General features: G+C 66.7%; 25 protein-coding genes and 1 tRNA gene. 11 read left to right on the top strand and 15 right to left on the bottom strand.

Translation table 11 applies throughout. The features are described from left to right. Positions 1-56 precede the first annotated feature (56 nt). The gene (gene pbpG, locus B0920_RS18495) at positions 57-1,199 is read left to right on the top strand and encodes a D-alanyl-D-alanine endopeptidase (RefSeq protein ID WP_078034115.1); all 1,143 of its coding nucleotides are present in this window, start codon (positions 57-59) and stop codon (positions 1,197-1,199) included. 45 nt (positions 1,200-1,244) lie between these two features. Here pbpG and B0920_RS18500 read toward each other — a convergent pair whose 3' ends face one another. Next, positions 1,245-2,030 (bottom strand): IclR family transcriptional regulator, encoded by a 786-nt coding sequence (locus tag B0920_RS18500; RefSeq protein WP_078034116.1) that lies wholly within the window; start codon positions 2,028-2,030, stop codon positions 1,245-1,247. Positions 2,031-2,185: 155 nt separating this feature from the next. Here B0920_RS18500 and B0920_RS18505 point away from each other — a divergent pair, with 155 nt between their 5' ends. The 7 genes from B0920_RS18505 (at position 2,186) to B0920_RS18535 (ending at position 8,294) form a co-directional block, all read left to right on the top strand. Beyond that, complete coding sequence (locus B0920_RS18505) at positions 2,186-2,572, top strand: diacylglycerol kinase (RefSeq protein WP_078034117.1); 387 nt, start codon at positions 2,186-2,188, stop codon at positions 2,570-2,572. Between the two features lie 53 nt (positions 2,573-2,625). Then, on the top strand, positions 2,626-3,264 hold the full coding sequence (locus B0920_RS18510; protein WP_078034118.1) for a peroxiredoxin: 639 nt from the start codon (positions 2,626-2,628) through the stop codon (positions 3,262-3,264). Positions 3,265-3,626: 362 nt separating this feature from the next. Continuing rightward, entirely contained in the window at positions 3,627-4,400 is a 774-nt protein-coding gene (locus B0920_RS18515) for a sulfite exporter TauE/SafE family protein (protein WP_078034119.1), read from the top strand. A 111-nt stretch (positions 4,401-4,511) separates the two neighbouring features. After that, the gene (cysT, locus tag B0920_RS18520; RefSeq protein WP_179119222.1) at positions 4,512-5,381 is read left to right on the top strand and encodes a sulfate ABC transporter permease subunit CysT; all 870 of its coding nucleotides are present in this window, start codon (positions 4,512-4,514) and stop codon (positions 5,379-5,381) included. Further along, positions 5,378-6,298, top strand: a complete 921-nt coding sequence (gene cysW, locus B0920_RS18525) for a sulfate ABC transporter permease subunit CysW (RefSeq protein ID WP_078034121.1) — start codon at positions 5,378-5,380, stop codon at positions 6,296-6,298. The genes cysT and cysW overlap by 4 nt, the downstream gene beginning before the upstream one ends. Continuing rightward, positions 6,295-7,368: a sulfate/molybdate ABC transporter ATP-binding protein gene (locus tag B0920_RS18530; protein ID WP_078034122.1), complete on the top strand. Its 1,074-nt coding sequence runs from the start codon at positions 6,295-6,297 to the stop codon at positions 7,366-7,368. The genes cysW and B0920_RS18530 overlap by 4 nt, the downstream gene beginning before the upstream one ends. Then, entirely contained in the window at positions 7,365-8,294 is a 930-nt protein-coding gene (locus tag B0920_RS18535) for a CysB family HTH-type transcriptional regulator (protein ID WP_078034123.1), read from the top strand. Before B0920_RS18530 ends, B0920_RS18535 begins: the two co-directional genes overlap by 4 nt. Before the next feature lie 191 nt (positions 8,295-8,485). On the opposite strand, the gene B0920_RS18540 is transcribed toward B0920_RS18535, so the two are convergent. The 5 genes from B0920_RS18540 to B0920_RS18560 form a co-directional block, all read right to left on the bottom strand. Further along, positions 8,486-9,532: an aldo/keto reductase gene (locus B0920_RS18540; protein ID WP_078034124.1), complete on the bottom strand. Its 1,047-nt coding sequence runs from the start codon at positions 9,530-9,532 to the stop codon at positions 8,486-8,488. A 10-nt stretch (positions 9,533-9,542) separates the two neighbouring features. Continuing rightward, positions 9,543-10,583, bottom strand: a complete 1,041-nt coding sequence (locus B0920_RS18545) for a quinone-dependent dihydroorotate dehydrogenase (protein WP_078034125.1) — start codon at positions 10,581-10,583, stop codon at positions 9,543-9,545. A gap of 75 nt (positions 10,584-10,658) precedes the next feature. Further along, positions 10,659-11,387, bottom strand: a complete 729-nt coding sequence (locus B0920_RS18550; RefSeq protein ID WP_078034126.1) for an arginyltransferase — start codon at positions 11,385-11,387, stop codon at positions 10,659-10,661. A gap of 61 nt (positions 11,388-11,448) precedes the next feature. After that, on the bottom strand, positions 11,449-12,171 hold the full coding sequence (aat, locus tag B0920_RS18555) for a leucyl/phenylalanyl-tRNA--protein transferase (protein ID WP_078034127.1): 723 nt from the start codon (positions 12,169-12,171) through the stop codon (positions 11,449-11,451). Between the two features lie 15 nt (positions 12,172-12,186). Continuing rightward, complete coding sequence (locus tag B0920_RS18560) at positions 12,187-12,768, bottom strand: NUDIX hydrolase (protein WP_078034128.1); 582 nt, start codon at positions 12,766-12,768, stop codon at positions 12,187-12,189. 183 nt (positions 12,769-12,951) lie between these two features. On the opposite strand from B0920_RS18560, the gene B0920_RS18565 reads away from it, so the two are divergent. From B0920_RS18565 to B0920_RS25695, 3 genes are all read left to right on the top strand, one after another. Next, a tRNA-Met gene (locus B0920_RS18565) sits at positions 12,952-13,028 on the top strand. A 168-nt stretch (positions 13,029-13,196) separates the two neighbouring features. After that, a complete protein-coding gene (locus tag B0920_RS18570) occupies positions 13,197-13,610 on the top strand; it encodes a T6SS immunity protein Tdi1 domain-containing protein (RefSeq protein ID WP_078034129.1) in 414 nt (137 codons plus the stop codon). After that, positions 13,601-13,819, top strand: a complete 219-nt coding sequence (locus tag B0920_RS25695; RefSeq protein ID WP_143745832.1) for a hypothetical protein — start codon at positions 13,601-13,603, stop codon at positions 13,817-13,819. The genes B0920_RS18570 and B0920_RS25695 overlap by 10 nt, the downstream gene beginning before the upstream one ends. Before the next feature lies 1 nt (position 13,820). Here the strand turns inward: B0920_RS25695 and B0920_RS18575 are convergent, their stop codons facing one another. From B0920_RS18575 to B0920_RS18615, 9 genes are all read right to left on the bottom strand, one after another. Then, positions 13,821-14,708 carry a DNA-3-methyladenine glycosylase gene (locus tag B0920_RS18575; protein ID WP_078034130.1) on the bottom strand — a complete coding sequence of 296 codons (888 nt, stop codon included), beginning with the start codon at positions 14,706-14,708 and terminating at the stop codon, positions 13,821-13,823. After that, positions 14,708-15,619 carry a DMT family transporter gene (locus tag B0920_RS18580; RefSeq protein WP_229455747.1) on the bottom strand — a complete coding sequence of 304 codons (912 nt, stop codon included), beginning with the start codon at positions 15,617-15,619 and terminating at the stop codon, positions 14,708-14,710. The genes B0920_RS18575 and B0920_RS18580 overlap by 1 nt, the downstream gene beginning before the upstream one ends. An 84-nt stretch (positions 15,620-15,703) precedes the next feature. Further along, entirely contained in the window at positions 15,704-16,717 is a 1,014-nt protein-coding gene (locus tag B0920_RS18585) for an XdhC family protein (protein ID WP_078034131.1), read from the bottom strand. A 275-nt stretch (positions 16,718-16,992) separates the two neighbouring features. After that, entirely contained in the window at positions 16,993-18,087 is a 1,095-nt protein-coding gene (locus B0920_RS18590) for a M48 family metallopeptidase (protein ID WP_078034132.1), read from the bottom strand. A gap of 18 nt (positions 18,088-18,105) precedes the next feature. After that, positions 18,106-18,555 carry a dUTP diphosphatase gene (gene dut, locus B0920_RS18595; RefSeq protein WP_078034133.1) on the bottom strand — a complete coding sequence of 150 codons (450 nt, stop codon included), beginning with the start codon at positions 18,553-18,555 and terminating at the stop codon, positions 18,106-18,108. An 11-nt stretch (positions 18,556-18,566) separates the two neighbouring features. Further along, the gene (coaBC, locus tag B0920_RS18600) at positions 18,567-19,787 is read right to left on the bottom strand and encodes a bifunctional phosphopantothenoylcysteine decarboxylase/phosphopantothenate--cysteine ligase CoaBC (protein WP_078034134.1); all 1,221 of its coding nucleotides are present in this window, start codon (positions 19,785-19,787) and stop codon (positions 18,567-18,569) included. Positions 19,788-19,803: 16 nt separating this feature from the next. Beyond that, on the bottom strand, positions 19,804-20,334 hold the full coding sequence (lspA, locus tag B0920_RS18605) for a signal peptidase II (protein ID WP_078034135.1): 531 nt from the start codon (positions 20,332-20,334) through the stop codon (positions 19,804-19,806). Between the two features lie 87 nt (positions 20,335-20,421). Next, the gene (ileS, locus tag B0920_RS18610) at positions 20,422-23,313 is read right to left on the bottom strand and encodes an isoleucine--tRNA ligase (protein ID WP_078034136.1); all 2,892 of its coding nucleotides are present in this window, start codon (positions 23,311-23,313) and stop codon (positions 20,422-20,424) included. A 72-nt stretch (positions 23,314-23,385) separates the two neighbouring features. Beyond that, complete coding sequence (locus tag B0920_RS18615) at positions 23,386-24,357, bottom strand: bifunctional riboflavin kinase/FAD synthetase (RefSeq protein WP_078034137.1); 972 nt, start codon at positions 24,355-24,357, stop codon at positions 23,386-23,388. Positions 24,358-24,479 lie beyond the last annotated feature (122 nt).

Here is a 24,479-nt window from a genome sequence, read left to right on the forward strand (position 1 = left end):
CCGTTCGGCTACACTTCATTCCATACCTCATCCGTTTTTGCTTTAGGGGCTTCCAGATGTACAAGATTGCTTTGGCTGCCATCGTTTCCCTGCTGTTTTCCGTCCAGCCGGCCCAGGCTGCGGGCGCAGGGGCGGGTGCGGGGGCCGGGGCGGACAAGTCCCAGGTCGTCAAGAAAAAACAAAAGAAAAAAGCCGTGCGCAAGGCCAAGCGCGCCAAGCGCCAGGACCTGGCGAAAGTCATCGCCGACGACAACCGCCAGCGCATGGTGCGCCGCGTGGCCATGGTGCGCGGCAAGCGCGTCGTGACCTACCAACCGGTGCGGCGCGCCGCGCCGGCGGTCGATCCGCGCAGCCTGGGCGACATCGCCGGCCTGCGCGGCACGCAAGATCCGCTGGCCCTGCGTTCCAACGTCGCTTTCGTGGTCGACCAGAACAGTTCCGAAGTCCTGTTCGAGAAGAACGCCAACGTCGCGCTGCCGATCGCCTCGATCACCAAGCTGATGACCGGCCTGGTCGTGGTCGAAGCCGGACAGGACCTGGACGAAGTGCTGCGCATCACCGACGCCGACGTCGACCGCCACAAATACAGCAGCTCGCGCCTGCCGGTGGGCGCGCGCATGACGCGGCGCGAACTGCTGCACATCGCGCTGATGAGTTCCGAGAACCGCGCCGCGTCGGCCCTGGGCCGCAACTATCCGGGCGGGATCGGCGCCTTCGTCGACGCCATGAACGCCAAGGCGCGCGCACTGGGCATGAACGACACCCATTTCGTCGACTCCAGCGGCCTGTCGAGCCGCAACGTCTCGAGCGCGCGCGACCTGGCCAAGCTGGTGGTGGCGGGGCACAACGAACCGCTGCTGCGCGAGTACTCGACCACCAAGGATTCCATCGTCAAGGCGAGCGGCCGGCCGATGCGCTATGCGAACACCAACTACCTGGTGGCGATGCCGGACTGGAATATCGGTTTGCAGAAGACCGGTTTCATCAACGAAGCCGGGCGCTGCCTGGTGATGCAGGCCGTGATCCAAGGCCGCAACGTGGTGATGGTGTTCCTGGATTCGAAAGGGAAGATGTCGCGCACCGCGGACGCGGGACGCATGCGGCGCTGGCTGGAGGCGCTGACTCCGGGCAGCCTGGGCACGGGTGGCGCCGCCGCGCCGGCGATCACCACGGCCGCTGCGCCGGAACTGGCGCACTGAAGGCGCACTAAGCAAGGTCGACGGCTGCGCCGTCCACGCCCGTTTTCACACCGCCGGCGCAGGCCGGTAACCCAGGGTGGACGAGATGCCGGCAGCCGTCTGCACCAGATCTTCCAGCCATTCCTCCTGCAGCCGGTCGGCCGGCGCCGAGATCGACAGCCCGGCCACCAGCTTGCCGCTGTCGTCGTGGATGCCGGCCGCCATGCAGCGCACCCCCAGTTCCAGCTCCTCGTTGTCGCGCGCATAGCCGCGCGAACGCACCAGGCTGAGCTCGCGCTCCAGGCGCGCCAGTTCGGTGATCGAGTTCTTGGTATGTCCCGCCAGCCCGGTGCGGGTGGCGTAGGCGCGGATCGCCTTGACGTCGTCCACCGACAGGAACAGCTTGCCGGTCGAGGTCAGGTGCAGCGGACCGCGTCCGCCGATCGCGCGCACCACCTGCATGCCGGAGCGTTCCGAGAAGGCGCGGTCGATGTAGACGATCTCGTCGCCCTGGCGCACCGACAGGTTCACCGTCTGCTGGGTCTTGCGGTGCAGGGCGCGCATCGCGTCCAGCGCCGCCTCGCGCACCGACAGGCGGCTTTTCACCACGTTCCCCAGTTCCAGCAGGCGCATGCCGAGGCGGTAGGTGCCGGGCTCGACCCTGTCCACGAAGCGCGTCACGACCATGTCGTTGAGGATACGGTGGGCGGTCGAGGGATGCAGGCCCGAGACTTTCGACAATTCCTTGAGGCTGACCGGGTCGGAATAGCTGGCCAACGCATCGAGCAGGGCCATCATGCGCTCGATCACCTGGATCGAGGTCTTGGCCGGTTCTGGGGTTTCCATTTTCATGATGTGGTTGGTGCAGTGCAGTATTTGTTCCTTCTTTATACCATGATGTGAAACGCACATGCAAACGCAAGGGTTGAGCTGTGCAAAGGCCCCTCACACCTCGGCGCGTCGCGGGGGCATAATGGCAATCCTGCATGTTTTACTTTCAAGAACAAATGACCCAACCGATCAGCGAATTCAAGACCAAGCGCGGCATCGCGCGCATCCTTTCGGCCTGCCGCAACACCTGGGACGGCCTGGCCTGGGCATGGCGCAGCGAAGCGGCCTTCCGCCAGGAGCTGGTGCTGATGGCCATCGCCGCCGTGGTGGCGCTGGCGCTGCCCCTGTCCGGCTTCCAGAAGCTGGTGTTGATCGCGGTGTTGATCGTGGTGCTGATTGTGGAGCTGGTGAATTCCGCCATCGAGGCCGTGGTGGACCGCATTTCCCTGGAGCGCCACCCGCTGTCCAAGGTGGCCAAGGACATGGGCAGCGCCGCCGTCGCACTGAGCTTGCTGCTCGCGGTGGCGACCTGGGCCGTTGTGCTGTACAACCGTTTTTTCTGACGCCACCGCTTGTTGCGGCCGGCACTTGTGTGTTTTCAATAGGAGATTGAGCAATGACCTTACGCCTTGGCGACACCGCCCCCGATTTCGAGCAGGACTCCAGCATCGGCAAGATCCGCTTCCACGAGTGGGCGGGCGACTCCTGGGTGGTGCTGTTCTCCCACCCGGCCGACTTCACCCCGGTCTGCACCACCGAGCTGGGCCTGACCGCCAAGCTGAAACCGGAATTCGACAAGCGCAACGTCAAGGCGATCGCGCTGTCGGTCGACCCGGCGGACAAGCACAACGAGTGGATCAAGGACATCGAAGAGACCCAGAAGACCGTGGTCGGCTTCCCGATCATCGCCGACCAGGACAAGAAGGTCTCGGAGCTGTACGACATGATCCACCCGAACCAGTCGGTGACCGCCACCGTGCGTTCGCTGTTTGTGATCGATCCGAGCAAGAAGATCCGCCTGACCATCACCTACCCGATGAGCACCGGCCGCAACTTCGACGAAGTGCTGCGCGTGATCGACGCGCTGCAACTGACTGACGGCTACACCGTGGCGACGCCGGGCAACTGGAAGGATGGCGATCCGGTCATCATTCCGCTGACGGTGCAGGATCCGGAAGTGATCAAGCAGAAGTATCCGAAGGGCTACGAGTCGCCGCGTCCTTACCTGCGTATCACGCCGCAGCCGAACAAGTAATCGAGCCTATATGCTGCGGGCGCGGCTCTTATAGCTCTTAGAGCTGTTAGAGCTCTTAGAGCGCTTAGAGCTCTCATTAGACGCAGCATCCGCAGCTCATACCCGTCACTCCCGGCGCTGCCGGGAGTGACTCCCCGCGAAGGCGGGGATCCAAGTTTGTTTTCGCCTCGATCACGCAGGCAGAACTTGGATCCCCGCCTGCGCGGGGATGACGGTTTTTGAGCTGACACGCTGCTGGCAATGCATTTTTGCAACGTTTCAAACCCTCTCCCATCGAATATCTCCGCATAAGCAAATAAGGAAGCTGTTGTTGGTCAAACCGCCGAGCCCCCTTACCCTGTGCGGCACATTGGGAGCAGAGCATGTCGATCACATATATCTTCGCAGGATTCGCAGTTGGCCTGCTGGTCGGGATGACCGGGGTAGGGGGAGGTTCGCTCATGACCCCGCTGCTGACCCTGATGTTCGGCGTCTCGCCCTCGGTCGCGGTCGGCACTGACCTGGCCTTCGCCTCGATCACCAAGAGCGCTGGCACCATCACCCACCGCTTCAACCGCACTGTCCAGTGGCCCATCGTCGGCCGCCTGTGCCTGGGCGCGCTGCCGGCCGCCCTGCTGGCCACGCTCGCCCTGCGCGAATTCGGCGCGCTGGACAAGGAGATCGGCCAGATCATCCGCTATTCGATCGCCGGCTCGGTCCTGCTCACCGTGATCGCCCTGCTGTTCCGCGGCAAGCTGCTGGCCTGGATCAACGCCCATCCCGAGCGCCAGCTGCAGGGCAGGGCGCTAGCCGCCGCCACCATCGTCTCCGGCGCCGTGCTGGGCGTGCTGGTCACCGTTTCCTCGATCGGCGCCGGCGCCATTGGCGCGACCCTGCTGGTATTCCTCTACCCCAAGCTCAAGCCGGCCGAAATCGCCGGCACCGACATCGCCTACGCCGTGCCGCTCACCGCCATCGCCGCCGTCGGCCACTGGTGGCTGGGTTCGATCGACTGGATGCTGCTGCTGACCCTGCTGGTCGGTTCGCTGCCCGGCATCACCCTCGGTTCCATGATGGCGCGCGCCGTGCCCGAACGCATCCTGCGCGCCGTGCTGGCCACGACCCTCACCGCCGTCGCCGCCAAACTCGTCTTTTGAGTAAAACCAAATAGCGTAACGATCTATGCAAATGAATAAAGTTTCGTTTGCTTTATGAAGCTCAGGTGAGAATATGGTAGCCCGTTAGAAGAATTTGTAATAAGGGCTTCCATGACTTCGCTCGCACAGCCGAGACTCGCGCCGGCCCCGACCCGGCGTTCGCCGGGCCGGGTGATCCCCGGCTTCGGCATCTCGCTCGGCTTCACGATCTTTTATTTGGCGCTGATCGTCCTGATCCCGCTGTCGGCGGTCTTCCTCAAGACCTTCACCATGACTTGGGAGGCCTTCTGGTCCGCCGTCACCTCCGAGCGCGTGATGGCCTCCTACCGCCTGAGCTTCGGTGCCTCGCTGCTGGCCGCCTTCATCAACGTGATCTTCGGCGGCATCGTGGCGTGGGTGCTGGTGCGCTACAACTTCCCCGGCAAGCGCATCGTCGACGCCCTGGTCGACCTGCCTTTCGCCTTGCCCACCGCGGTGGCCGGCATCACCCTCACCGCCCTGTATTCGCACAATGGCTGGATCGGCGAGTACCTGGCGAAGTTCGGCATCAAGGTCGCCTTCACCCCGCTGGGCGTGCTGATCGCGCTCACCTTCATCGGGCTGCCCTTCGTGGTGCGCACGGTGCAGCCGGTGCTGGAAGAGGCCGAGCGCGAACTGGAAGAAGCCGCCGCCAGCCTGGGCGCCTCGCCCCTGCAGACCTTCTGGCGCGTGGTGCTGCCGGCGATCGTGCCGGCCCTCCTGACCGGCTTCGCGCTGGCCTTCGCGCGCGCCACCGGCGAATACGGCTCGGTGATCTTCATCGCGGGCAACCTGCCGCTGGTCTCGGAGATCACGCCGCTCTTCATCATCACCAAGCTCGAACAGTACGACTACGCCGGCGCAACCGCCATCGCCGTGGTCATGCTGATCATCTCCTTCATCCTGCTGCTGACGATTAACCTGCTGCAGGCCTGGACTCGCAAACGGGCGGGCAAGTCATGAGCGCAGTCCTCCAGAACGTGGCGCAAGTCGGCGCCAAGCCGGCCCCGCGCCGTCGCCAGTCCACCAACGTGTTCGAGCCGAACTGGGTGCGCTACACCCTGATCGCCGTCGTGCTGGCCTTCCTGACCCTATTCCTGTTCGTGCCGCTGGTGGCGGTCTTCACCGAAGCGCTCAAGCGCGGCTGGGACGTCTACCTCGAATCGATCAAGGACCCGGACGCCGTCTCGGCCATCAAGCTGACCCTGATCGCGGCCGGCATTTCGGTGCCGCTCAACCTGGTGTTCGGCGTGGCCGCCGCCTGGGCAATCGCCAAGTTCGAGTTCCGGGGCAAGAGCGTGCTGCTGACCCTGATCGACCTGCCGTTCTCGGTCTCGCCCGTGATCGCCGGCCTGATCTACGTGCTGCTGTTCGGCGCCCAGGGCTGGTTCGGCCCCTGGCTGGCGGAGCACGACATCAAGATCCTGTTCGCGGTGCCTGGCATCGTGCTGGCGACCGTGTTCATCACCTTCCCCTTCGTGGCGCGCGAGCTGATCCCGCTGATGCAGCAGCAGGGCACCGAGGAAGAAGAAGCCTCGCTGGTGCTGGGCGCCTCGGGCTGGCAGACCTTCTTCCGGGTCACCCTGCCCAACATCAAGTGGGGCCTGCTGTACGGCGTGATCCTGTGTAACGCGCGCGCCATGGGTGAATTCGGCGCGGTGTCCGTGGTCTCGGGCCACATCCGCGGCGAGACCAACACCATGCCGCTGCAGGTCGAGATCCTCTACAACGAATACAACTTCACGGCCGCGTTCGCGATCGCTTCGCTGCTGGCGCTGCTGGCGCTGGTGACGCTGGTCCTGAAGACCTTTATCGAATGGCGCCTGCACCAGGCAAAGAAGGCCGCCGCCGACGAACGCATTATGGAGCACGCAGCATGAGCATCGAAGTCCAACATATCCACAAGCAGTTCGGCCAGTTCACCGCGCTGGACGATGTTTCGCTCAAGTTCCCCGACGGCGAACTGACCGCGCTCCTGGGGCCTTCCGGCTGCGGCAAGACCACCCTGCTGCGCATCATCGCCGGCCTCGAGCATCCGGACGCCGGCAGCGTGCTGCTGGACGGCCAGGACGCCTCCGAGCGCCACGTGCGCGAGCGCCAGGTCGGCTTCGTGTTCCAGCACTACGCGCTGTTCAAGCACATGACCGTGTTCGAGAACGTGGCCTTCGGCTTGCGCGTGAAGCCGCGCCGCGAGCGCCCCAGCGAGCAGCAGATCCGCGACAAGGTCAAGCAGCTGCTGGAGCTGGTGCAGCTCGACTGGATCGCCGACCGCTATCCGCCCCAGCTCTCGGGCGGCCAGCGCCAGCGCATCGCGCTGGCCCGGGCGCTGGCGGTGGAGCCTCGCGTGCTGCTGCTGGACGAGCCCTTCGGCGCCCTCGACGCCAAGGTGCGCAAGGAACTGCGCCGCTGGCTGCGCCGCCTGCACGACGACCTGCACGTGACCTCGATCTTCGTGACCCACGACCAGGAAGAAGCGCTGGAAGTGGCCGACCAGGTGGTCCTGATGAACAAGGGCCGGGTGGAGCAGCAGGGCGCGCCCAGCGAGGTCTACAATCATCCGGCCTCGCCCTTCGTCTACGGCTTCCTGGGCAACGTCAACCTCTTCCATGGCCGCGTGCACGAAGGCGTGCTGGCCTCGGGCGACCTCACCTTCAACGCGCCGCAGTATGCCGGCGTGCGCAACGGCGAAGGCATCGGCTACGTGCGTCCGCACGATCTCGACGTCGAGCGCTACACCCCGGGCGCCGAAGGCGTGGTGGCCAAGCTGCGCCGCGCCCATGCGATCGGGCCGCTGGCCCAGCTCGACCTGGAGCGCGCCGACAACGCCCAGCTGATCGAAGCGGTGCTGCCGAACGAGCGCTTCGCCAGCCTGGGCCTGAAGGAAGGCGAGACCCTGGTGGTGCGTCCGCGCCGCATGGAAGTCTTCGTGGACCAAGGGGAAGGCATATGAATTTCCAGCAGCTGCGTTCCGTGCGCGAAGCCGCGCGCCGCGATTTCAACCTGACCGAGGTGGCGAACGCCTTGTTCACCTCGCAGCCGGGCGTGTCGCGCCAGATCCGCGAGCTGGAGGACGAGCTGGGCGTCGAGATCTTCGAGCGCAACGGCAAGCGCCTGACCGGCCTCACGCCGCCCGGCAAGGGCATCCTGCGCATCGTCGAGCGCCTGCTGGTGGAGGCCGAGAACCTGCAGCAGGCGAGCCGCGAGTACGCGGCCCAGGACAGCGGCACGCTCACCGTGGCCGTCACCCACACCCAGGCGCGTTATGCGCTGCCGCAGGTGGTGCAGTCCTTCCGCGCAGCGTTCCCGAACGTGCGCATCGCCCTGCAGCAGAGCGCGCCGGAGCACATCGCGGAGTGGGTCTTGTCGGGCAAGGCCGACATCGGCATCGCGACCGAGGGCCTGTCGGCGTTTCCCGACCTGGTGTCCTTCCCCTGCTATCGCTGGAGCCACCTGGTGGTGGCGCCGGAGGGGCACCCCTTGTTCACCAGCCCGCAGCCGCTCAAGCTGGAGGACCTGGCCGAGCATCCGCTGATCACCTACGACGTCGGGTTCACCGGGCGCAGCCATATCGACGCGGCCTTCGTGGAGGCGGGGCTGGCGCCGGACATCGTGCTCACGGCCATGGATTCGGACGTGATCAAGCAGTACGTGACGCTGGGGCTGGGCGTGGGGATCGTGGCCTCGATGGCCTTCGACCACGGGCGCGACAAGGGCTTGCGGGCGATGGAGGCATCGCACCTGTTTGCGCCGAACGTGACGCGGCTGGCGGTGCGGCGTGGGTCGTATCTGCGGGCGTATGCGTATCACTTCATCGAGCGGTTTGCTCAGGGGTATACGCGGGCGGATATCGAGAAGGCTTTGCTGGCGGCGGAGTGATTCATTAGGTTCTTGGCTGGGCTGCGAACTTGGATCCCCGCCTGCGCGGGGATGACGTTTTGAGGGCGCGGGCCGTAACATGCGCAGCAGGCAGCGCAAGCACATCGCCCCGTTCATTCGGGCGTTAGCCCAAGCACGTCATCCCCGCGCAGGCGGGGATCCAAGTTTGCATGAGCAGACGAAACCAGTGATCACTGCCCCGGATTGGTAAACCGCGCATGAATCTCATCAATGCGCGCCACCACCTCGTCCGGCAGCTTCACCTCCAGCGCATCGATGTTCTCATTCAGCTGCGTAAGCGTAGTCGCCCCGATGATGGTCGACCCCACGAACCAGCGCGAATACACCCAGGCCAGCGCCATTTGCGCGGGCGTCATGCCATGCGCCCGCGCCAGCGCCGCGTACTCCGCGCAGGCCGCCAGCACCGCCGGCCGCAGGTAACGCGGGCTCCACGCCGCCGGGAAGATCGTCAGCCTGCCATGCGCCTTCGGATCGTCCAGGTACTTGGCCGTCAGCTGCCCGAAGGCCAGCGGGCTATAGGCCAGCAGGCTCACGTCCTCCCGAAAGCAGGCCTCGTCCAGCAAACTGGTCTCGAACGCGCGCGCCGTCAGGTTGTACAGGTTCTGGATGCTCGCGATGCGCGGCAAGCCCTTGGTCTCGGACAGCTTCACGAACTCGCACACGCCCCAGGCGCTCTCGTTCGACACGCCGATGTGGCGGATCTTGCCTTCCTCGACCAGCTCGCCCAGCGCCGCCAGCGTCTCCTCGATCGGCACCGCATCCCGCTCGGCCCGAGGGTTGAACTGGTTGGCGCCGAAGATCGGCAGGTTGCGGCTCGGCCAGTGCAGCTGGTAGAGGTCGATGTAGTCGGTCTGCAGGCGGCGCAGGCTGTCCTCGACCGCCTGGCGCAGGTTGGCGCGGTCGAAATTGCGCTGCGGGCCGCGCACCCAGTGCACGTTCGGGTTCGGCCCCGCCGCCTTGGTCGCCAGCACCACCTCGGCGCGCCGTCCGGTCTTCTTGAGCCAGCTCCCGATGAAGCGCTCGGTCGCCCCCTGGGTCTCGGCGCGCGGCATCACCGGATACATCTCGGCGGTGTCGATGAAGTTGATGCCGCGCTCCAGCGCGACATCGAGCTGGGCGTGGGCATCGGCTTCGCTGTTCTGCTCGCCGAAGGTCATGGTGCCGAGGCAGACCTTCGATACCGACAGGCCGGTGCGGCCGAGCTGGGTGCGTTGCATGGGTTTCCCTTTACATGTCGCGCAGGGCCTCGGCGCATTCGCGCACCAGGCCTGGCCCCGCGTAGATCAAGCCACTGTAGAGCTGCACCAGCTTGGCCCCGGCCGCGAATTTCTCGCGCGCGTCCTGGCCGCGCATGATGCCGCCCACGCCGATGATGGGCACCTCGTCGCCCAGCTCCTTCTTGAGCGCGCGGATCACGATGGTCGACTGCTCGAACACCGGCGCGCCCGACAGGCCGCCCGCTTCGCCCGCATGCTTCATGCCTTCGACGTCGCGGCGGTTGAGGGTGGTGTTGGTGGCGATCACGCCATCCATCTTGTGGCGCAGCAGGGCGCCGGCGATGTCGCGGATCTGGTCGCCGTCCACGTCCGGCGCGATCTTGAGCGCCACCGGCACGTAGCGGCCGTGCTGGTCGGCCAGGCGCTTCTGCTCATCCTTCAGCTGCGACAGCAGGGCGTCCAGCTCGGACGCGCCCTGCAACTGGCGCAGGTTCTTGGTGTTGGGCGAGGAGATGTTCACCGTCACGTAGCTGGCGTAGGGGTAGACCTTGCGCAGGCAGTGCAGGTAGTCCTCGGCCGCGCTCTCGATCGGGGTGTCGGCATTCTTGCCGATGTTCAGGCCCAGCACGCCCTGGCGCTCCTGGTAGAAGCGCGAAGCCTGGACGTTGGCGACGAAGGCGTCCACGCCGCCATTGTTGAAGCCCATGCGGTTGATGATGCCGCGCGCGCGCGGCAGGCGGAAGATGCGCGGCTTCGGATTGCCGCCCTGGGGGCGCGGGGTCACGGTGCCGACCTCGATCGAACCGAAGCCGAGCGCGGCCAGGCCGTCGATGTAGGCGCCGTCCTTGTCCAGGCCGGCCGCCAGGCCGACCGGGTTCGGGAAGGTGATGCCCATGACGGTGCGCGGGTCGGGACGCGGCTTGGAGACCAGGCCGGTCAGCCCGAGGGAGGCGGCGCGGCGCAGGGCGGGCAGGGCGACATTGTGGGCTTTCTCAGGATCGAGCGAGAACAGCAGGGGACGGGCGAGGGCGTACAGGAGTTTGTCGGACATGGGGTACTCGAGTGGATAATCCCCGTCATTCTACAGTGTCGCCGCGCCCGCCTTCCAGAAGCGGGCCCGGCCGCTTCAGCGTTCGAGCACGGACCAGGCGCCGTTGATGCGCGCTTCCAGCGGCCGGAAGTTGATCTTGTAGGCCATCTTGGGGCTCTGCTCTATCCAGTAGCCGAGGTAGACGTAGCCCAGGCCGAGCTCGCGCGCCTGGTTCACCTGCCACATCACGTTGTAGGTGCCGTAGGACGCGCCCTCGACCTCGGGGTCGAAGAAGGTGTAGACCGAGGACAGGCCGTCCGACAGGACGTCGATGATCGAGACCATGCGCAGGGTGCCGTCCGGCTCGCGGAATTCGACCAGGCGGGTGTTGACGCGGCTTTGCAGCAGGAACTGGGCGTACTGGTCGCGGCTGTCCTGGTCCATGCCGCCGCCCACGTGGCGGGTGGTCTGGTAGCGCAGGTAGAGGGCGTAGTGCTCGTCCGAGAAGGCCAGGTTGGCGACCATGGCGACCAGGTTGCCGTGGCGCTTCCAGGCGCGGCGCTGGGTGCGGTTGGGGTGGAAGTCCTCGCACTTGACCCGCACCGGGATGCAGGCCTGGCAGCCGTCGCAATAGGGACGGTAGGTGAAGATGCCGCTGCGGCGGAATCCGTTCTTGACCAGCTCGGAATACACGTCGGCATTGATGAGGTGCGAGGGCGTCGCCACCTGGGACCTGGCCTGGCGTGCGTCGAGGTAGCTGCACGGATAGGGCGCCGTGGTATAGAACTGCAGCGTGGCGAAGGGCAGGTCATTAAGGTGCGTCATGCAAAGCTCTCGAGACGACGTGGTGTCCACCTATTCTAGCGAAATCGCGGGCACCGCACTGTTAGCCAGTCAACGGTGCCGTCACCTCCCAGGCACGGATGGCCGGCTCGCGGATGGCCAGGCGCAGGTGCTCCAGGAAGCGGCTGCGCGGGATCGGCGCCGCGCCCAGCGAGGCCAGGTGGCCGGTCTCCTGCTGGCAGTCGATCATGCGAACACCCTGGGCGCGCAGGAAGGCCACCAGGTAGGCGAGCGCCACCTTGGAAGCGTCCGAGACGCGCGCGAACATCGACTCGCCATAGAACATGCGGCCGATGCACACCCCGTAGGCGCCGCCGACCAGCTCGCCATCCAGCCAGACTTCGGCGGAATGGGCGTAGCCCATCGCGTGCAGGCCGGTGTAGCCGGCGATGATGTCGTCGGAAATCCAGGTGCCGGGCCCGTCCTTGCGCGGGGCGGCGCAGGCGCGCATCACATCCTCGAAGGCGCTGTCGAAGCGCACTTCCCAGGGGCCGCCCGCCTGGCGGCTGCGCTCGACCTTGCGCAGGGTTTTTTTGAGGCTGTCGCTGATCTTGAAGTGCTCGGTGTAGAGCACCATGCGCGGGTCGGTGCTCCACCACAGGATGGGCTGGCCCTCGGAGAACCAGGGAAAGATACCGTTCTGGTAGGCAAGAAGGAGGCGCTGGGGAGAAAGGTCGGCGCCGGCCGCAAGCAGGCCGGGCGCGTCCACGGTCAGGGCCTCGGACACGTCGGGAAACGGCGTTTCAGGCTCGAGCCAGGGAATCATGGGGCCTCGCGCGGCTCAGTCGGGCTCTCGCGGAGCTAGCATGGGGCGAACGATGTCCCGGCTGTGGAACCCGTAGCTGCCGCCTTCGCGCAGTTTGATCCGGTCGGCAAAGAAGAGTTCCAGGGTGGTGCTGATGGTGGGGAAGGCCAGTTCGTCCCAGGGAATCTCGTCCTCGGCGAAGAGCTGGACTTCCAGGCTTTCGATGCCCGGCGCGAAGTCGAGGTCGCGCAGGCGCGCCAGGTAAAACAGGTGCACCTGGTGCACGTGGGCCACGTTCAGCAGGGTGAAGAGGTTGCCGAGCTCGACGTTGGCGCCGGCTTCCTCCTCGGTTTCGCGCACGGCGGCCTGTTCGGTGGTTTCCTCGTTTTCCATGAAACCGGCCGGCAGGGTCCAGTAGCCGTAGCGCGGCTCGATCGCGCGGCGGCACAGCAGCACCTGCAGCTTGCCGTCTTGTTCCCAGACGGGAATGGAACCGATGACCAGCTTGGGATTTTGGTAATGAATCGTGTGGCAGTGCGTGCACACGTAGCGCGGCCGGTTGTCGCCTTCAGGAATGGCCAGCGCGACAGGGTGGGCGCACTCGGAGCAGAATTTCATAGGTCATCGACAAATTGAGATTGCCCTTACTTTACACTGATTGTGTTGCCGATGTGATCCCGGAAAGGGGCTGAAAGCGCTCCTCGGGCATCATGCTTGAGCCATTACGTGCTGCAATCGCACATCGTGGCTGGATTGAGTTTGCCTAAAAGTGGGAAAGCCCGTATAATGCAAAGCATCAGACGCGGGGTGGAGCAGTCTGGCAGCTCGTCGGGCTCATAACCCGAAGGTCACAGGTTCAAATCCTGTCCCCGCAACCAGAATTCGAAGGCCGTTGATTCGCAAGAATCAGCGGCCTTTTCCGTTTTGCGCCCCTCGCGGCTCGATCCAGCGCAAACCTGCTGCGTTCGGCTGAAATTCCCTCCCGCGCGCCCTGTCAAACCGTGCAAAGGCCGGTCCCGCGCCGGCGTGTACGCAAGGGGCAATCCATGATCGATGTCGACGATATCAACGAGGCCTGGGGCTGGGTGGGCCTGACGGCGGTCGAGGTTCTCGGCGCCAACGCCTTCGGCAACCTCATCATCCGCGACGAAGACGACCATTACTGGCGCCTGCGGCCACAAGACCTGTGCTGCGAACCCGTGGCCAGCAGCCGGGCCGCGCTGGACGCGCTGGCCTACAACCAGGATTTCCTCAACGACTGGTACATGCCGGAAGCCGTGCGCCTGGCCGAGGCCGCGCTCGGTCCGCTGCCCGACGGGCGCAAGTACTGCCTCAAGATTCCCAGCGCCCTCGGCGGGCACTACGGGCGCGACAACCTGGCGACGGTGCCGCTGGCCGAACTGATTCGTTTCTCGGGAGAGGGCGCCCAGCAATTCGACGGCTTGCCGCGATGGAATTGAATGAGCCGGGAGGGCGAGTCGAGCGTCATCATGCCGCGTGGCCGGTTCAGCCGGGCCCGGTTAAGCCGGACCCGGTTCAGGCGCAAATGGTTCAGCCGGAACTGGTTAAGCCGGAACTGGCTAAGCCGGACCTGGTTGATCCGGAACTGGTTAAGCCTGAACTGGTTAAGCCTGAACTGGTTCAGCCGGAGCTGTTATGCCGGAACTGATTCAGCCGGCTTGCTCCGACAGGCTGGCCCAGAGATAGGCTGCGGCCATGGTGCGGTGCGGCTTGTAGCGTTCCAGCATCCGCTCGGCCTGGGCGATGTCGGGACGCGTCTCGCCGCCGGCCAGCTTGTGCAGGGCGCTGCGCACCGCCACGTCGCCGTGCAGCGAACAGTCCGCATAGGCATAGCCGCGCAGCAGGGCGTAGTTGACGGTCCAGGGGCCGATGCCCTTGATGGCCAGCAATTCGCGGCTGACCTCCTGCGGATCCCGCTCGCGGTCGAGCGAGAGTTCGCCCTCGTGCACGAGCCGGGCCAGGCGCAGCAGGGTTTCCGCCTTTGCGCCGGAGAATTTACGGCTGGTTAGCTCCTCGAGCTCCAGCCGCGCCACGTCGGCCGCTTCCGGGTAGCACCACAGGCCGCTCGAATGGGGGTGGCCGGCCAGCTGGATGAGGGTGCGGCGCAGGGAGATGGCGAAACTCAGGTTGATCTGCTGGCCGATGATGGCCCAGGTCAGGGCCTCGAATACGGTGGCCGACTGCACGATGCGCAGGCCGGGCTGGCGCGCCAGCAGCGGGCCGAGCATCGGGTCCTCGCGCGCCGCATCGGCGAAGGCGGCGGGGTCGATGCGCAGCCCCAGCATATTGAGCAGGGCCTCTTCGGCGGCGGCGCGCAGCCTGGCCGTCAGCTTGCCGTCGGCGGCGATGCGGCAGCGGGCGGCGTCCTGGGCGAAGCCGATCTCCAGCAGCACCGGCGTCCCCTCCAGCAGGATGCCCTTGCGCAGGCCGTCCGCGCCCACCTGTTCGGCCAGGCCTTCGGCGTCGCGCCCGTGGAAGGCAAGCACGTCGCGCAGGCGGTAGCCGGCCGGCAGCGGGATCGTCAGGCTGACGGCCATCACTTGCCGCGCGCGGCGGCGGCGGGCGCGCGCAGGAAGGAGGGCGTGAAGCCGGTCACCAGGGCCGTGCCCAGCAGCACGATGGCCGAGCCGAGCAGGGTGTGCCAGCCCACCACCTCGTGCAGGAAGATCGCACCCCAGAGGATGCCGAACACCGGGTTCAGGAAGGTGACGGTGAGGGCCGAGGTGGTGCCGACTTCCTCGATCAGTTTGAAGTAGAGGATGTAGGCGATGCCGCTGCACAGGATGCCCAGGGCCAGCACGGCGGCCATGATTCCCGGCGTGGCCTGGCCCGGTTGCGGGAAGAAGGGCAGGGCGGGCAGCACCCAGAGCGCCGCCGCCCACATCGAGCCGTGGGCGTTGGCGAAGGGCGGCACCGCCTTGGCCGACTTGGCGTACTGGCTGGCCACGCTGTAGCACAAGGCGGCGGCCAGGGCTGCGGCCACCGCCACGCCGGCGCCCGGGAGATCCGAGGTATGGTCGAAGCCGACCAGCAAGGCCACGCCCAGCGTGCCCAGCAGCAGGCCGAGGGCGCTGCGGCCACTCACCGGCTGGCGCGCCCAGACGAAGGCGACCAGGGCGCCGAACATGGGCGCGGTGGCGTTCAGCACCGACAGCACCGAGGCCGACAGGGTGCGCGCGGCGAAGGCGAACAGCAGGAAGGGCAGGGCCGAGTTCATCAGGCCGAGGATCAGGTAATGCTTCCAATGCGTGCGCAGGTCGAGCGGCGCGGTGGAGGCGCGGCCCCGCAGGAACCAGGCCACGGCGGCCAGGAACAGGGCGGCGAACAGCACCCGGTACTCGATCAGCACGGCCGGGCCCAGCACCGGCGCGGCGATGCGCATGAAGAGGAAGGAACCGCCCCAGATGGCGGCGAGCGCCACCAGGCGCAGCATGTTGACGGTATTCATCGTGGTATCAGGTCGGACCCGCTCGGAGTCCCGTCATGGTGGCTGCGCGGCAAGCCGCGCGCCACCCGGTTCTTGCTCTCGAATTCAGGCGGCGCGGGCGCAGACCTCGGTGGAGGCGGCCTCGATGGCGGCCGCATGCGGCACCAGCATCGCCGTCGGGACGCCGTTCTTCACCGCCGTCATCTCGGCCATGATCGAGATCGCGATCTCGGAAGGCGTCTTGCTGCCGATGTAGAGGCCGATCGGACCGTGCAGGCGCGCCAGCTGTTCCTCATTCAGGTCGAACAGCTTGAGGCGTTCGCGGCGCTTCTGGTTGTTCAGGCGCGAGCCGATCGCACCGACGTAGAAGGCCTCCGACTTGAGCGCTTCCATCAGGGCCAGGTCGTCGAGCTTGGGATCGTGGGTGAGGGCCACGACGGCGCTGCGCGCGTCCAGCCTGGCTTCGATCACCAGGTCGTCGGGCATGGCGTGGACCAGCTCGACCCCGGGGATATTCCAGCCGCTGCGGTATTCCTCGCGCGGGTCGCACACGGTGACGCGGTAGTCCATGCCGGCCGCTACCTGGGCCAGGAAGCGCGACAACGGGCCGGCGCCGATGATGTAGAGGCGCCAGCGCGGGCCGTGGATGGTGCGCAGCACGCGGCCCTCGACCCGCTGCACGGCGCTGGCGGCGGCGCGTTCCAAGGATACGGCGCCGCTGTCCAGGTCGACGCCGCGCTCGACCAGTTCACCGGCGGCCAGGCGCGCCAGCAGTTCATCGATGCGGCTGGCGGGGGAGAGCGGCTCGATGGCCAGCTCGATGGTGCCGCCGCAGGGCAGGCCGAAGCGGTGGGCCTCGTCGGCGCTGATGCCGTAGCTGACGATCTCGGGGCGGGACAGTTCGATGCCGTTGCGGCGCACCTTGTCGATCAGGTCGTCCTCGATGCAGCCGCCGGAGACCGAACCGACCACCTGGCCGTCCTCGCAGACGGCGAGGGTGGCGCCGATGGGGCGCGGGCTCGAACCCCAGGTCTTGATCACCGTGACCAGCTGGCAGCGGCGCCCTGAGGCCAGCCAGGCGGCGGAAGTCTTCAGTACTTCGAGGTCGATACTGTCCATGGGCGGGAGGCTGCTTGAGCAGCGTCAAAGGTTGCGATGGACAATGATACAAAAAAAGAAGGGGGAGTGTTGGGGATGGGCGATGTGGGGGGAAGTGGCGATGCGGTATGCGTAGAAACTTGGGTCCCCGCCAAGGGGGCCGCCGAGGCCGGGGACGACGTGCTGAAGGTAGTGGTATAGATTGATTCTTGCCACTAGCCCTAAAACGTCGTCCCCGCGGAGGCGGGGACCCAAGTTTGCGCGCTAAACGTTAGCGCAAGCTAGCGCCACCCACCTCAAGGCACCAAGGGCTTATTCCCCGACCGCTTCGTCCGAATCTCGGCCAGCGCCTTGTCCACCGCCGCGCTGCGCGCCGCCAGACCCGGATGGTTCGCCGTGTAGCCATTGAGCACAGTGGCCGGATAGGTCGAAGCCAGCCGCTTCCAGAACCCGTTCACGCCCTCGATGCGGTAATCCGCGCGCGCCAGCAGGTACATGGCCAGCCGGTCCGCCGCCGCATCGGCCTCGCCCGGCATCGCCTTGATCCCGCCGCTGCCGATCAGCATCGAGGTGTCCGGCGTGATGCGCATCAGGTTGTCGACGATGCTGGCGATGGTCGCCGCGTTGCGTTGCGAGGCCGCGTGGCCCAGCATGTTGTGCGCCATGGTGCGCGCCAGCACGTAGGCCAGCTCGTCGTCGTTCTGGGTGAAGTTCATCATGCCGCGCGTGACCATCACGCGCTGGCCGTCGGCGTAGGCGTTGACGTTGTCCGCGTTGCCCAGCTCGATGGCGAAGGCGCAGGCGCGGGTCACCGGGATGTTCAGGTCGCGGTTGCTGCCGTTGCGCTCGATGGTGAGGGGCAGGGTGGCCTGCTTGGCCATGATCGGACCGAACACCGCGCCCGCCTGGGACAGCGCGCTCGGGCCTTCGGGCAGGGGCTTGCCGCCCGCCGCCACCAGGCCGTCGCCCTGGCGCAGGCCGGCCTTGGCGGCGCCGCTGCCGGCCAGCACATTGGTCACCTGCAGGCGCTCGCCCATGCCGAACACCACGTGCGCGGCTTCGTTGTAGGTGCCCGGATAGGCATAGCGGTTCTTGGCGGTGAAACCGAGCAGGTTGCGGGCGTGCCTGGTGCACAGCTCCGCGTTGTCGATCAGGAGGGGAGCCGCGACCCGGTACAGGCGATCCTGCAGGGTGGCCATCTTGGTGAGGGTGTCGGCCGCCGCCGCCATCTGCGGGGTCAGCTCGGGCTTGCCGGGCTCGGGCGCCAGGACGCCCGGCTGGGAAGGATACTGGGTGGGGCCCGGCGTGGAGCAGGCGGACAGGAAAGCGGCGGTAGCAAGGGCCAGCGCGACCGGGCGCGTGAGCGCAGGCAGGCGATGGATGCGGATCATGGTACTCCTCGTGTCTTGTTATTGTTTGCCGGTGCTCCCAAACCCGTTGGCGCCCCGGTCGCTCGATGCGAACTCCTCCACCACGTTGAAACCCACCTGCAGCACGGGCACCACCACGAGCTGCGCGAGGCGGTCCATCGGCTGCAGCGTAAAGACGCTGTGGCTGCGGTTCCAGGTCGAGACCATCAGCTGGCCCTGGTAGTCGGAGTCGATTAAGCCTACCAGATTGCCGAGAACGATGCCGTTCTTATGGCCGAGCCCGCTGCGCGGCAGGATCATGGCGGCGTAGCCCGGGTCGCCGATGTGGATCGCCAGGCCGGTCGGCACCAGCACGGTCTGCCCGGGCTCGATGACCAGGGGCGCGTCGATGCAGGCGCGCAGGTCGAGGCCGGCGCTGCCGGGGGTGCCGTAGGCCGGCAGGAGTTCGCGCATGCGCGAATCGAGGATCTTGAGGTCGATGGTCTTCATCTTGCTAAGGTTCAGGTCAGGAGGGAGCGCCGTTCGAGCCGCTTGGCGATCTCGGACACGAGCTGGCGCGCGAGCGTGAGCTTGTCCGCGCGTTCAAGCACCGTGTGGCCGCTCTCGTCGAACAGGATGATGGTGTTCTCGTCCTGTCCGAAGGTCTGTGGGCCTATATTACCCACCAATAAAGGAATGCCTTTGCGCTCGCGCTTGGCCGCGCCGTATTCCATCAGATTTTCCGATTCCGCCGCGAAGCCCACGCAATACGGCCAGCCCGAGAGCGAGGTGGTGGAGGCCACCGAGGCCAGGATGTCGGCGTTCTGGACAAATTCGAGCTGGGGCGGGGCGCCGTCGGCGGCCTTCTTGAGCTTGTGGTCGCTGGCATTGGCCACGCGCCAGTCGGCCACCGCCGCCACGCCGACGAAGACGTGCTGGCCGGAGACGTTGGCCATCACCGCGTCGTGCATCTGCTGGGCGGTGAGCACGTCGATGCGGCGCACGCCATGCGGCGTGGCCAGCGAGGTCGGACCGGACACCAGGGTGACCTCGGCGCCGGCCTCGCGCGCGGCGCGCGCCACCGCATAGCCCATCTTGCCCGAGGACAGATTGGTGATCCCGCGCACCGGGTCGATCGGCTCGAAGGTCGGGCCGGCCGTGATCAGGACGCGGCGCCCGGCCAGCACCTTGTGCTGGAAGGAGGCGATCAGTTCCTCGACCAGTTCCGCCGGCTCCAGCATGCGGCCGTAGCCGGTCTCGCCGCAGGCCTGGGAGCCGACGGCGGGGCCGAGCAGGTGCACGCCGTCGGCGCGCAGCTGGGCCACGTTGCGCTGGGTGGCCGGGTTGTCCCACATCTCGACGTTCATGGCCGGGGCCACCAGCAGGGGCACCCGGCTCGGACGCGCCACGCACAGGGTCGAGAGCAGGTCGTCGCAGGCGCCGTGGGCCAGCTTGCGGATGAAGTCGGCCGAGCAGGGCGAGACCAGCACCGCGTCGGCGCCCCGGGTCAGGTCGATGTGGGCCATGTTGTTGGCCACCCGCGGGTCCCACTGGTCGGTGTAGACGGTGTTGCCGGACAGGGCCTGCATCGTGACCGCGCCGATGAAATGGGTCGCGGCCTCGGTCATCACGACCTGCACGCTGGCGCCCTGCTTGACCAGGGCGCGGCACAGTTCCGCCGACTTGTAGCAGGCCACGCCGCCGGTCAGGCCGAGGACGATCTTCTTGCCCTTGAGGTCCATGTTCGTGCCTCCGAAATCAGGACTTGTTCACGCGCCGCAGCTCATCGACGATGAACAGGAAGGCGCCCACCGAGATGCCGATGTCGGCGATGTTAAAGGCGGGGAAGTGTCCCACGCCCTTCCAGTAGAAATCGAGGAAGTCGATCACGTGGCCATAGGCCAGGCGGTCGATCACGTTGCCGATGGCGCCGCCCATGATGAGCGCCAGCGAGAAGCAGAACAGGCGCTGGCCCGGATGGCGCTTGAGCAGGTAGAGGATGTAGGCCACGGCGGCCACCGCGATGCCGGTGAACAGGTAGCGCTGCCAGCCGCCGGCGTCGCCCAGGAAGCTGAAGGCCGCGCCCGGGTTGTAGACCAGGATCAGGTTGAAGAAGCTGGTGATCGGCAGCGTCTCGCCGTAGGAGAAGGTGCGCTCGACCGTGATCTTGGTGACCTGGTCGAGCAGGACCAGGATCAGGGCCAGGCCGAGCCAGGGCAGCATGCCGCCGCCCGACTTGGAAGCCGCCTTGGTGACGCCGGAAATTGCAGGTTTCTTTTTGGTTGCCATGGTAAAGGTCAGGAAGCCCGCCGCCGCCCGCTGGTGGCGGGTAGCGGCGGTGGTGCCGGGCGCGCCGATACAGGCCGCGCCCGGGGCTTAGGCGTAGCGGCGCGCTTCGCCGCCGCCGAACAGGTTGCTGGTGCAGCGGCCGCACAGGCCCGGATGCGCGTGGTCGTGGCCGACGTCGCGGCGGTAGTGCCAGCAGCGCTCGCACTTCTGCGCCTCCGACGGGCTCACCAGCACGGCTTCCTCGGCTTCGCCCGCCACCTGCTCGACCCTGGCCTGGGAGGTGATGAAGACGAACTTCAGGTCGTCGTCCAGGCTGGAGAGCAGGCGGTACTTCTCGCCTGCGGCCTTGATGGTGAGTTCGGCCTGCAGCGAGGAGCCGATCGCGCCCGAGGCGCGCACTTCTTCCAGCTGCTTGGTGACCTCGGTGCGCACTTCGCGCAGGGCGGCGTACTTGGCCAGCAGGGCTTCGCCGTCCGGCAGAGCCGGGAAGGTCCACAGGGTCTGGGTGAAGATGGTCTCGTCGGACTCGCGGTAGGCCTGCTCGCCCGCGAACACGGCCCAGGCTTCCTCGGCGGTGAAGGACAGGATCGGGGCCATCACGCGCAGCAGAGCATGGGCGATGTGCCACAGCGCGGTCTGGGCCGAGCGGCGCGCGTGCGAGGTGACGCCGGTGGTGTACAGGCGGTCCTTCAGGATGTCGAGGTAGAAGCCGCCCAGGTCTTCCGAGCAGTAGTTTTGCAGGCGCGCGACCACCGGGTGGAACTCGTAGCGCTCGAAGCTGGCGGCCACCTCGGCCTGCATCTGGGCCATCGCGGCGATCGCGTAGCGGTCGATCTCGAGCAGCTCGCTCACCGGCACCGCGTCCTTGGCCGGGTCGAAGTCCGAAGTGTTGGCCAGCAGGAAGCGCAGGGTGTTGCGGATACGGCGGTAGGACTCGGTGACGCGCTTGAGGATCTCGTCGCCGATCGACAGCTCGCCGGTGTAGTCGGTCGAGGCCACCCACAGGCGCAGGATGTCGGCGCCGAGGGTGTCGGAGATCTTTTGCGGCGCCAGCGTGTTGCCGAGCGACTTGGACATCTTCTTGCCCTGTTCGTCGACCGTGAAGCCGTGGGTCAGCAGCGCCTTGTAGGGCGGGCGGCCGTTGAGCATCGAGGAGGTCAGCAGCGAAGAGTGGAACCAGCCGCGGTGCTGGTCCGAGCCTTCCAGGTAGAGGTCGGCCGGGAAGTGCGACTGTTCCTTGTGCGAGCCGCGCAGCACGGTCTGGTGGGTGGTGCCCGAGTCGAACCAGACGTCCAGGGTGTCCTTGTTCTTCTCGTAGTGGGCGGCGTCCTCGCCCAGCAGGGTGGCCGGGTCGAGCTTCTGCCAGGCGTCGATGCCTTCCTTCTCGATCAGCTGGGCGACCTGCTCGAGCAGCTCGCCGGTACGCGGATGCAGCTCGCCGGTCTCCTTGTGGACGAAGAAGGCCATGGGCACGCCCCACTGGCGCTGGCGCGACAGGGTCCAGTCCGGACGGTTGGCGATCATGCCGTGCAGGCGCGCCTGGCCCCACTCGGGGAAGAAGCGGGTCTGCTCGATGCCGGCCAGCGCGGTCTGGCGCAGGGTCGGGCCGCCGTCCTTGGGCGTCACGTCCATGCCGGCGAACCACTGGCTGGTGGCGCGGTAGACGATCGGGGTCTTGTGGCGCCAGCAGTGCATGTAGCTGTGCTCGAACATCTTGAGCTCGAACAGGGCGCCGGCGCCGCGCAGGGCGTCGCAGATCGGCTTGGAGGCTTCCCAGATGTTCATGCCGCCGAACAGTGGGAGGGTCAAGGCGAAGCGGCCGTCGCCCATCACCGGCTTGAGGATCTCGTCGTCCTTCATGCCGTGGGCCTTGCAGGACTGGAAGTCTTCGAGGCCGTAGGCCGGGGCCGAGTGCACCACGCCAGTGCCGCTCTCGGTGGTGACGTAGTCCGCCAGGTAGACCGGCGAGCTGCGGTCGTAGAAGGCGTCCTGGGCGTGCAGCGGGTGCTTGAAGCGCAGGCCGCCCAGCTTGTCGCCGAGGGTGGTGGCGATCACCTGGCCGTCGAGCTTGTAGCGCTGCAGGCAGGATTCGACCAGGTCCTGCGCCAGGATCAGCAGCAGGGGCTGGCCATCGCGCTCGGCCTGGACCAGGGCGTAGCTGACCTCGGGGTTGACGTTCAGGGCCTGGTTCGAGGGGATGGTCCACGGGGTGGTGGTCCAGATCACGATGAAGCCGGTGTCGGTCGGGAGCTGGGCCAGGCCGAAGGCCGCGGCCACCTTGGCCGGCTCGGCGAAGGGGAAGCCGACGTCGATCGCCGGGTCGCGCTTGTCCTGGTACTCGACTTCCGCTTCGGCCAGGGCCGAGCCGCAGTCGAAGCACCAGTTGACCGGCTTGAGGCCACGGTAGACGTAGCCCTTGTCCAGCATCTTGCCGAGCGCGCGCAGCTCGTCGGCCTCGTTACTGTAGGCCATGGTCAGGTAGGGATTGTCCCACTCGCCCAGCACGCCCAGGCGGATGAAGCCGGCGCGCTGGCGGTCGATCTGCTCGAGCGCGTAGGCGCGGGCCTTCTGCAGCACCTCGGCGGTCGGCAGGTTCTTGCCGTACTGTTTTTCGATCTGGATCTCGATCGGCATGCCGTGGCAGTCCCAACCCGGCACATAGGGCGCGTCGAAGCCGGCGATGGTGCGCGACTTCACCACCATGTCCTTCAGGATCTTGTTGACGGCGTGGCCCAGGTGGATGTCGCCGTTGGCGTAGGGCGGACCGTCGTGCAGCACGAAGCGCGGACGGCCGGCGGCCGCCTTACGGATGCGCTGGTAGATCTTCTTTTCCTGCCACTGCTTGACCCAGCCCGGTTCGCGCTTGGCGAGGTCGCCGCGCATCGGGAAGGGGGTGTCGGTCATATTGACCGGGTACTTGCTCTCAGGCTTCTTGGCGCCCGCTTTCGGGCCGCCCTGCGATTGTTTAGAGTCGGACATAAGGTTCTTCTGGTAAGGATGCTGTTCAGGGTGCGCCCAGGACCTGGCCGGGGCGCGGATGCGCGCGGCGCATCAAATTCGGTCGGTCGCGGTGGAGGCGCCGTTGCGGTGGGCAAAGAAGGCGCGGGCCTGGGCCGCGTCGCGGTCGATCGCGGCGGTGAGGGTGGCCAGGTCCTCGTATTTCTCCTCGTCGCGCAGCTTGGCCAGGAATTCGACCCGCACCAGCTTGCCGTAGCAGGATTGCTGGAAATCGAAGATGTGGACTTCGAGCAGCATGCGGCCGGCGTCCTCGACGGTGGGACGCACGCCCAGGCTGGCGACGGCCGGCAGCGGATGCTCGGCCAGGCCGTGCACCTGGACCACGAAGATGCCGGACAGGGCAGGGCGGTGCACGACCCGCAGGTTGAGCGTGGGGAAGCCGAGCGTGCGGCCCAGCTTCTGGCCGTGGATCACGTGCCCGGACATGGTGTAGGGGTGGCCCAGCAGTTCGCTGGTCCGGGCGAAGTCGCCCTCGGCCAGCGCGGCGCGCACGGCCGAGGAGGAGATGCGCTGCTGGCCGTGCATCACGGCGGGCAGGGTCTCGACCTGGAAGCCGTGGCGCTTGCCGGCCTCGGCCAGCATGGCGATGTCGCCGGCGCGTTTGGCGCCGAAACGGAAATCGTCGCCGACCATCAGCCATTTCACGTGCAGGCCCTCGACCAGCACGCGTTCGATGAAGGCTTCCGGGGACATCGAGGCGAAGTGCTCGCCGAAGTGCTCGACGATGACGCGGTCGATGCAGGCATTGCCGAGGTCGCCCAGCTTGTCGCGCAGGTTGGCGATGCGGGCAGGGGCCTTGGACAGGTCGTTCGCACGCTGGGCGAAGTATTCGCGCGGGTGGGGTTCGAAGGTCATCACGGCGGCTTCCAGGCCGAGCGAGGCGGCAGCATTGCGGACGTGCGCCAGCAGGGCCTGGTGGCCCCGGTGTACACCGTCAAAGTTGCCGATCGTCAGCGCGCAGGGCGCGCGCGCCTCGTCGTTGGGAAGTCCGCGGAATACCTTCATCAATTGGTCCAGTTGCACGGGCCGGGAAGAGCCGGCACGAAATACCTGATTATACGGTAAGACGGATGTTGCACAGCAGCGAGAGTGGCTGGACGATATGAGGCAGGTCGTTGATTCGTGGA

It is taken from the genome of Massilia sp. KIM, assembly GCF_002007115.1.
In the GTDB taxonomy this organism is placed as follows: Bacteria; Pseudomonadota; Gammaproteobacteria; order Burkholderiales; family Burkholderiaceae_D; genus Telluria.

Excerpts from the sequence above, each read along its gene's own strand:
- pbpG (WP_078034115.1), top strand. The coding sequence starts at position 57 with ATGTACAAGATTGCTTTGGCTGCCATCGTTTCCCTGCTGTTTTCCGTC.
- B0920_RS18500 (WP_078034116.1), bottom strand. The coding sequence starts at position 2,030 with ATGAAAATGGAAACCCCAGAACCGGCCAAGACCTCGATCCAGGTGATC.
- B0920_RS18505 (WP_078034117.1), top strand. The coding sequence starts at position 2,186 with ATGACCCAACCGATCAGCGAATTCAAGACCAAGCGCGGCATCGCGCGC.
- B0920_RS18510 (WP_078034118.1), top strand. The coding sequence starts at position 2,626 with ATGACCTTACGCCTTGGCGACACCGCCCCCGATTTCGAGCAGGACTCC.
- B0920_RS18515 (WP_078034119.1), top strand. The coding sequence starts at position 3,627 with ATGTCGATCACATATATCTTCGCAGGATTCGCAGTTGGCCTGCTGGTC.
- cysT (WP_179119222.1), top strand. The coding sequence starts at position 4,512 with ATGACTTCGCTCGCACAGCCGAGACTCGCGCCGGCCCCGACCCGGCGT.
- cysW (WP_078034121.1), top strand. The coding sequence starts at position 5,378 with ATGAGCGCAGTCCTCCAGAACGTGGCGCAAGTCGGCGCCAAGCCGGCC.
- B0920_RS18530 (WP_078034122.1), top strand. The coding sequence starts at position 6,295 with ATGAGCATCGAAGTCCAACATATCCACAAGCAGTTCGGCCAGTTCACC.
- B0920_RS18535 (WP_078034123.1), top strand. The coding sequence starts at position 7,365 with ATGAATTTCCAGCAGCTGCGTTCCGTGCGCGAAGCCGCGCGCCGCGAT.
- B0920_RS18540 (WP_078034124.1), bottom strand. The coding sequence starts at position 9,532 with ATGCAACGCACCCAGCTCGGCCGCACCGGCCTGTCGGTATCGAAGGTC.
- B0920_RS18545 (WP_078034125.1), bottom strand. The coding sequence starts at position 10,583 with ATGTCCGACAAACTCCTGTACGCCCTCGCCCGTCCCCTGCTGTTCTCG.
- B0920_RS18550 (WP_078034126.1), bottom strand. The coding sequence starts at position 11,387 with ATGACGCACCTTAATGACCTGCCCTTCGCCACGCTGCAGTTCTATACC.
- aat (WP_078034127.1), bottom strand. The coding sequence starts at position 12,171 with ATGATTCCCTGGCTCGAGCCTGAAACGCCGTTTCCCGACGTGTCCGAG.
- B0920_RS18560 (WP_078034128.1), bottom strand. The coding sequence starts at position 12,768 with ATGAAATTCTGCTCCGAGTGCGCCCACCCTGTCGCGCTGGCCATTCCT.
- B0920_RS18570 (WP_078034129.1), top strand. The coding sequence starts at position 13,197 with ATGATCGATGTCGACGATATCAACGAGGCCTGGGGCTGGGTGGGCCTG.
- B0920_RS25695 (WP_143745832.1), top strand. The coding sequence starts at position 13,601 with ATGGAATTGAATGAGCCGGGAGGGCGAGTCGAGCGTCATCATGCCGCG.
- B0920_RS18575 (WP_078034130.1), bottom strand. The coding sequence starts at position 14,708 with ATGGCCGTCAGCCTGACGATCCCGCTGCCGGCCGGCTACCGCCTGCGC.
- B0920_RS18580 (WP_229455747.1), bottom strand. The coding sequence starts at position 15,619 with ATGAATACCGTCAACATGCTGCGCCTGGTGGCGCTCGCCGCCATCTGG.
- B0920_RS18585 (WP_078034131.1), bottom strand. The coding sequence starts at position 16,717 with ATGGACAGTATCGACCTCGAAGTACTGAAGACTTCCGCCGCCTGGCTG.
- B0920_RS18590 (WP_078034132.1), bottom strand. The coding sequence starts at position 18,087 with ATGATCCGCATCCATCGCCTGCCTGCGCTCACGCGCCCGGTCGCGCTG.
- dut (WP_078034133.1), bottom strand. The coding sequence starts at position 18,555 with ATGAAGACCATCGACCTCAAGATCCTCGATTCGCGCATGCGCGAACTC.
- coaBC (WP_078034134.1), bottom strand. The coding sequence starts at position 19,787 with ATGGACCTCAAGGGCAAGAAGATCGTCCTCGGCCTGACCGGCGGCGTG.
- lspA (WP_078034135.1), bottom strand. The coding sequence starts at position 20,334 with ATGGCAACCAAAAAGAAACCTGCAATTTCCGGCGTCACCAAGGCGGCT.
- ileS (WP_078034136.1), bottom strand. The coding sequence starts at position 23,313 with ATGTCCGACTCTAAACAATCGCAGGGCGGCCCGAAAGCGGGCGCCAAG.
- B0920_RS18615 (WP_078034137.1), bottom strand. The coding sequence starts at position 24,357 with ATGAAGGTATTCCGCGGACTTCCCAACGACGAGGCGCGCGCGCCCTGC.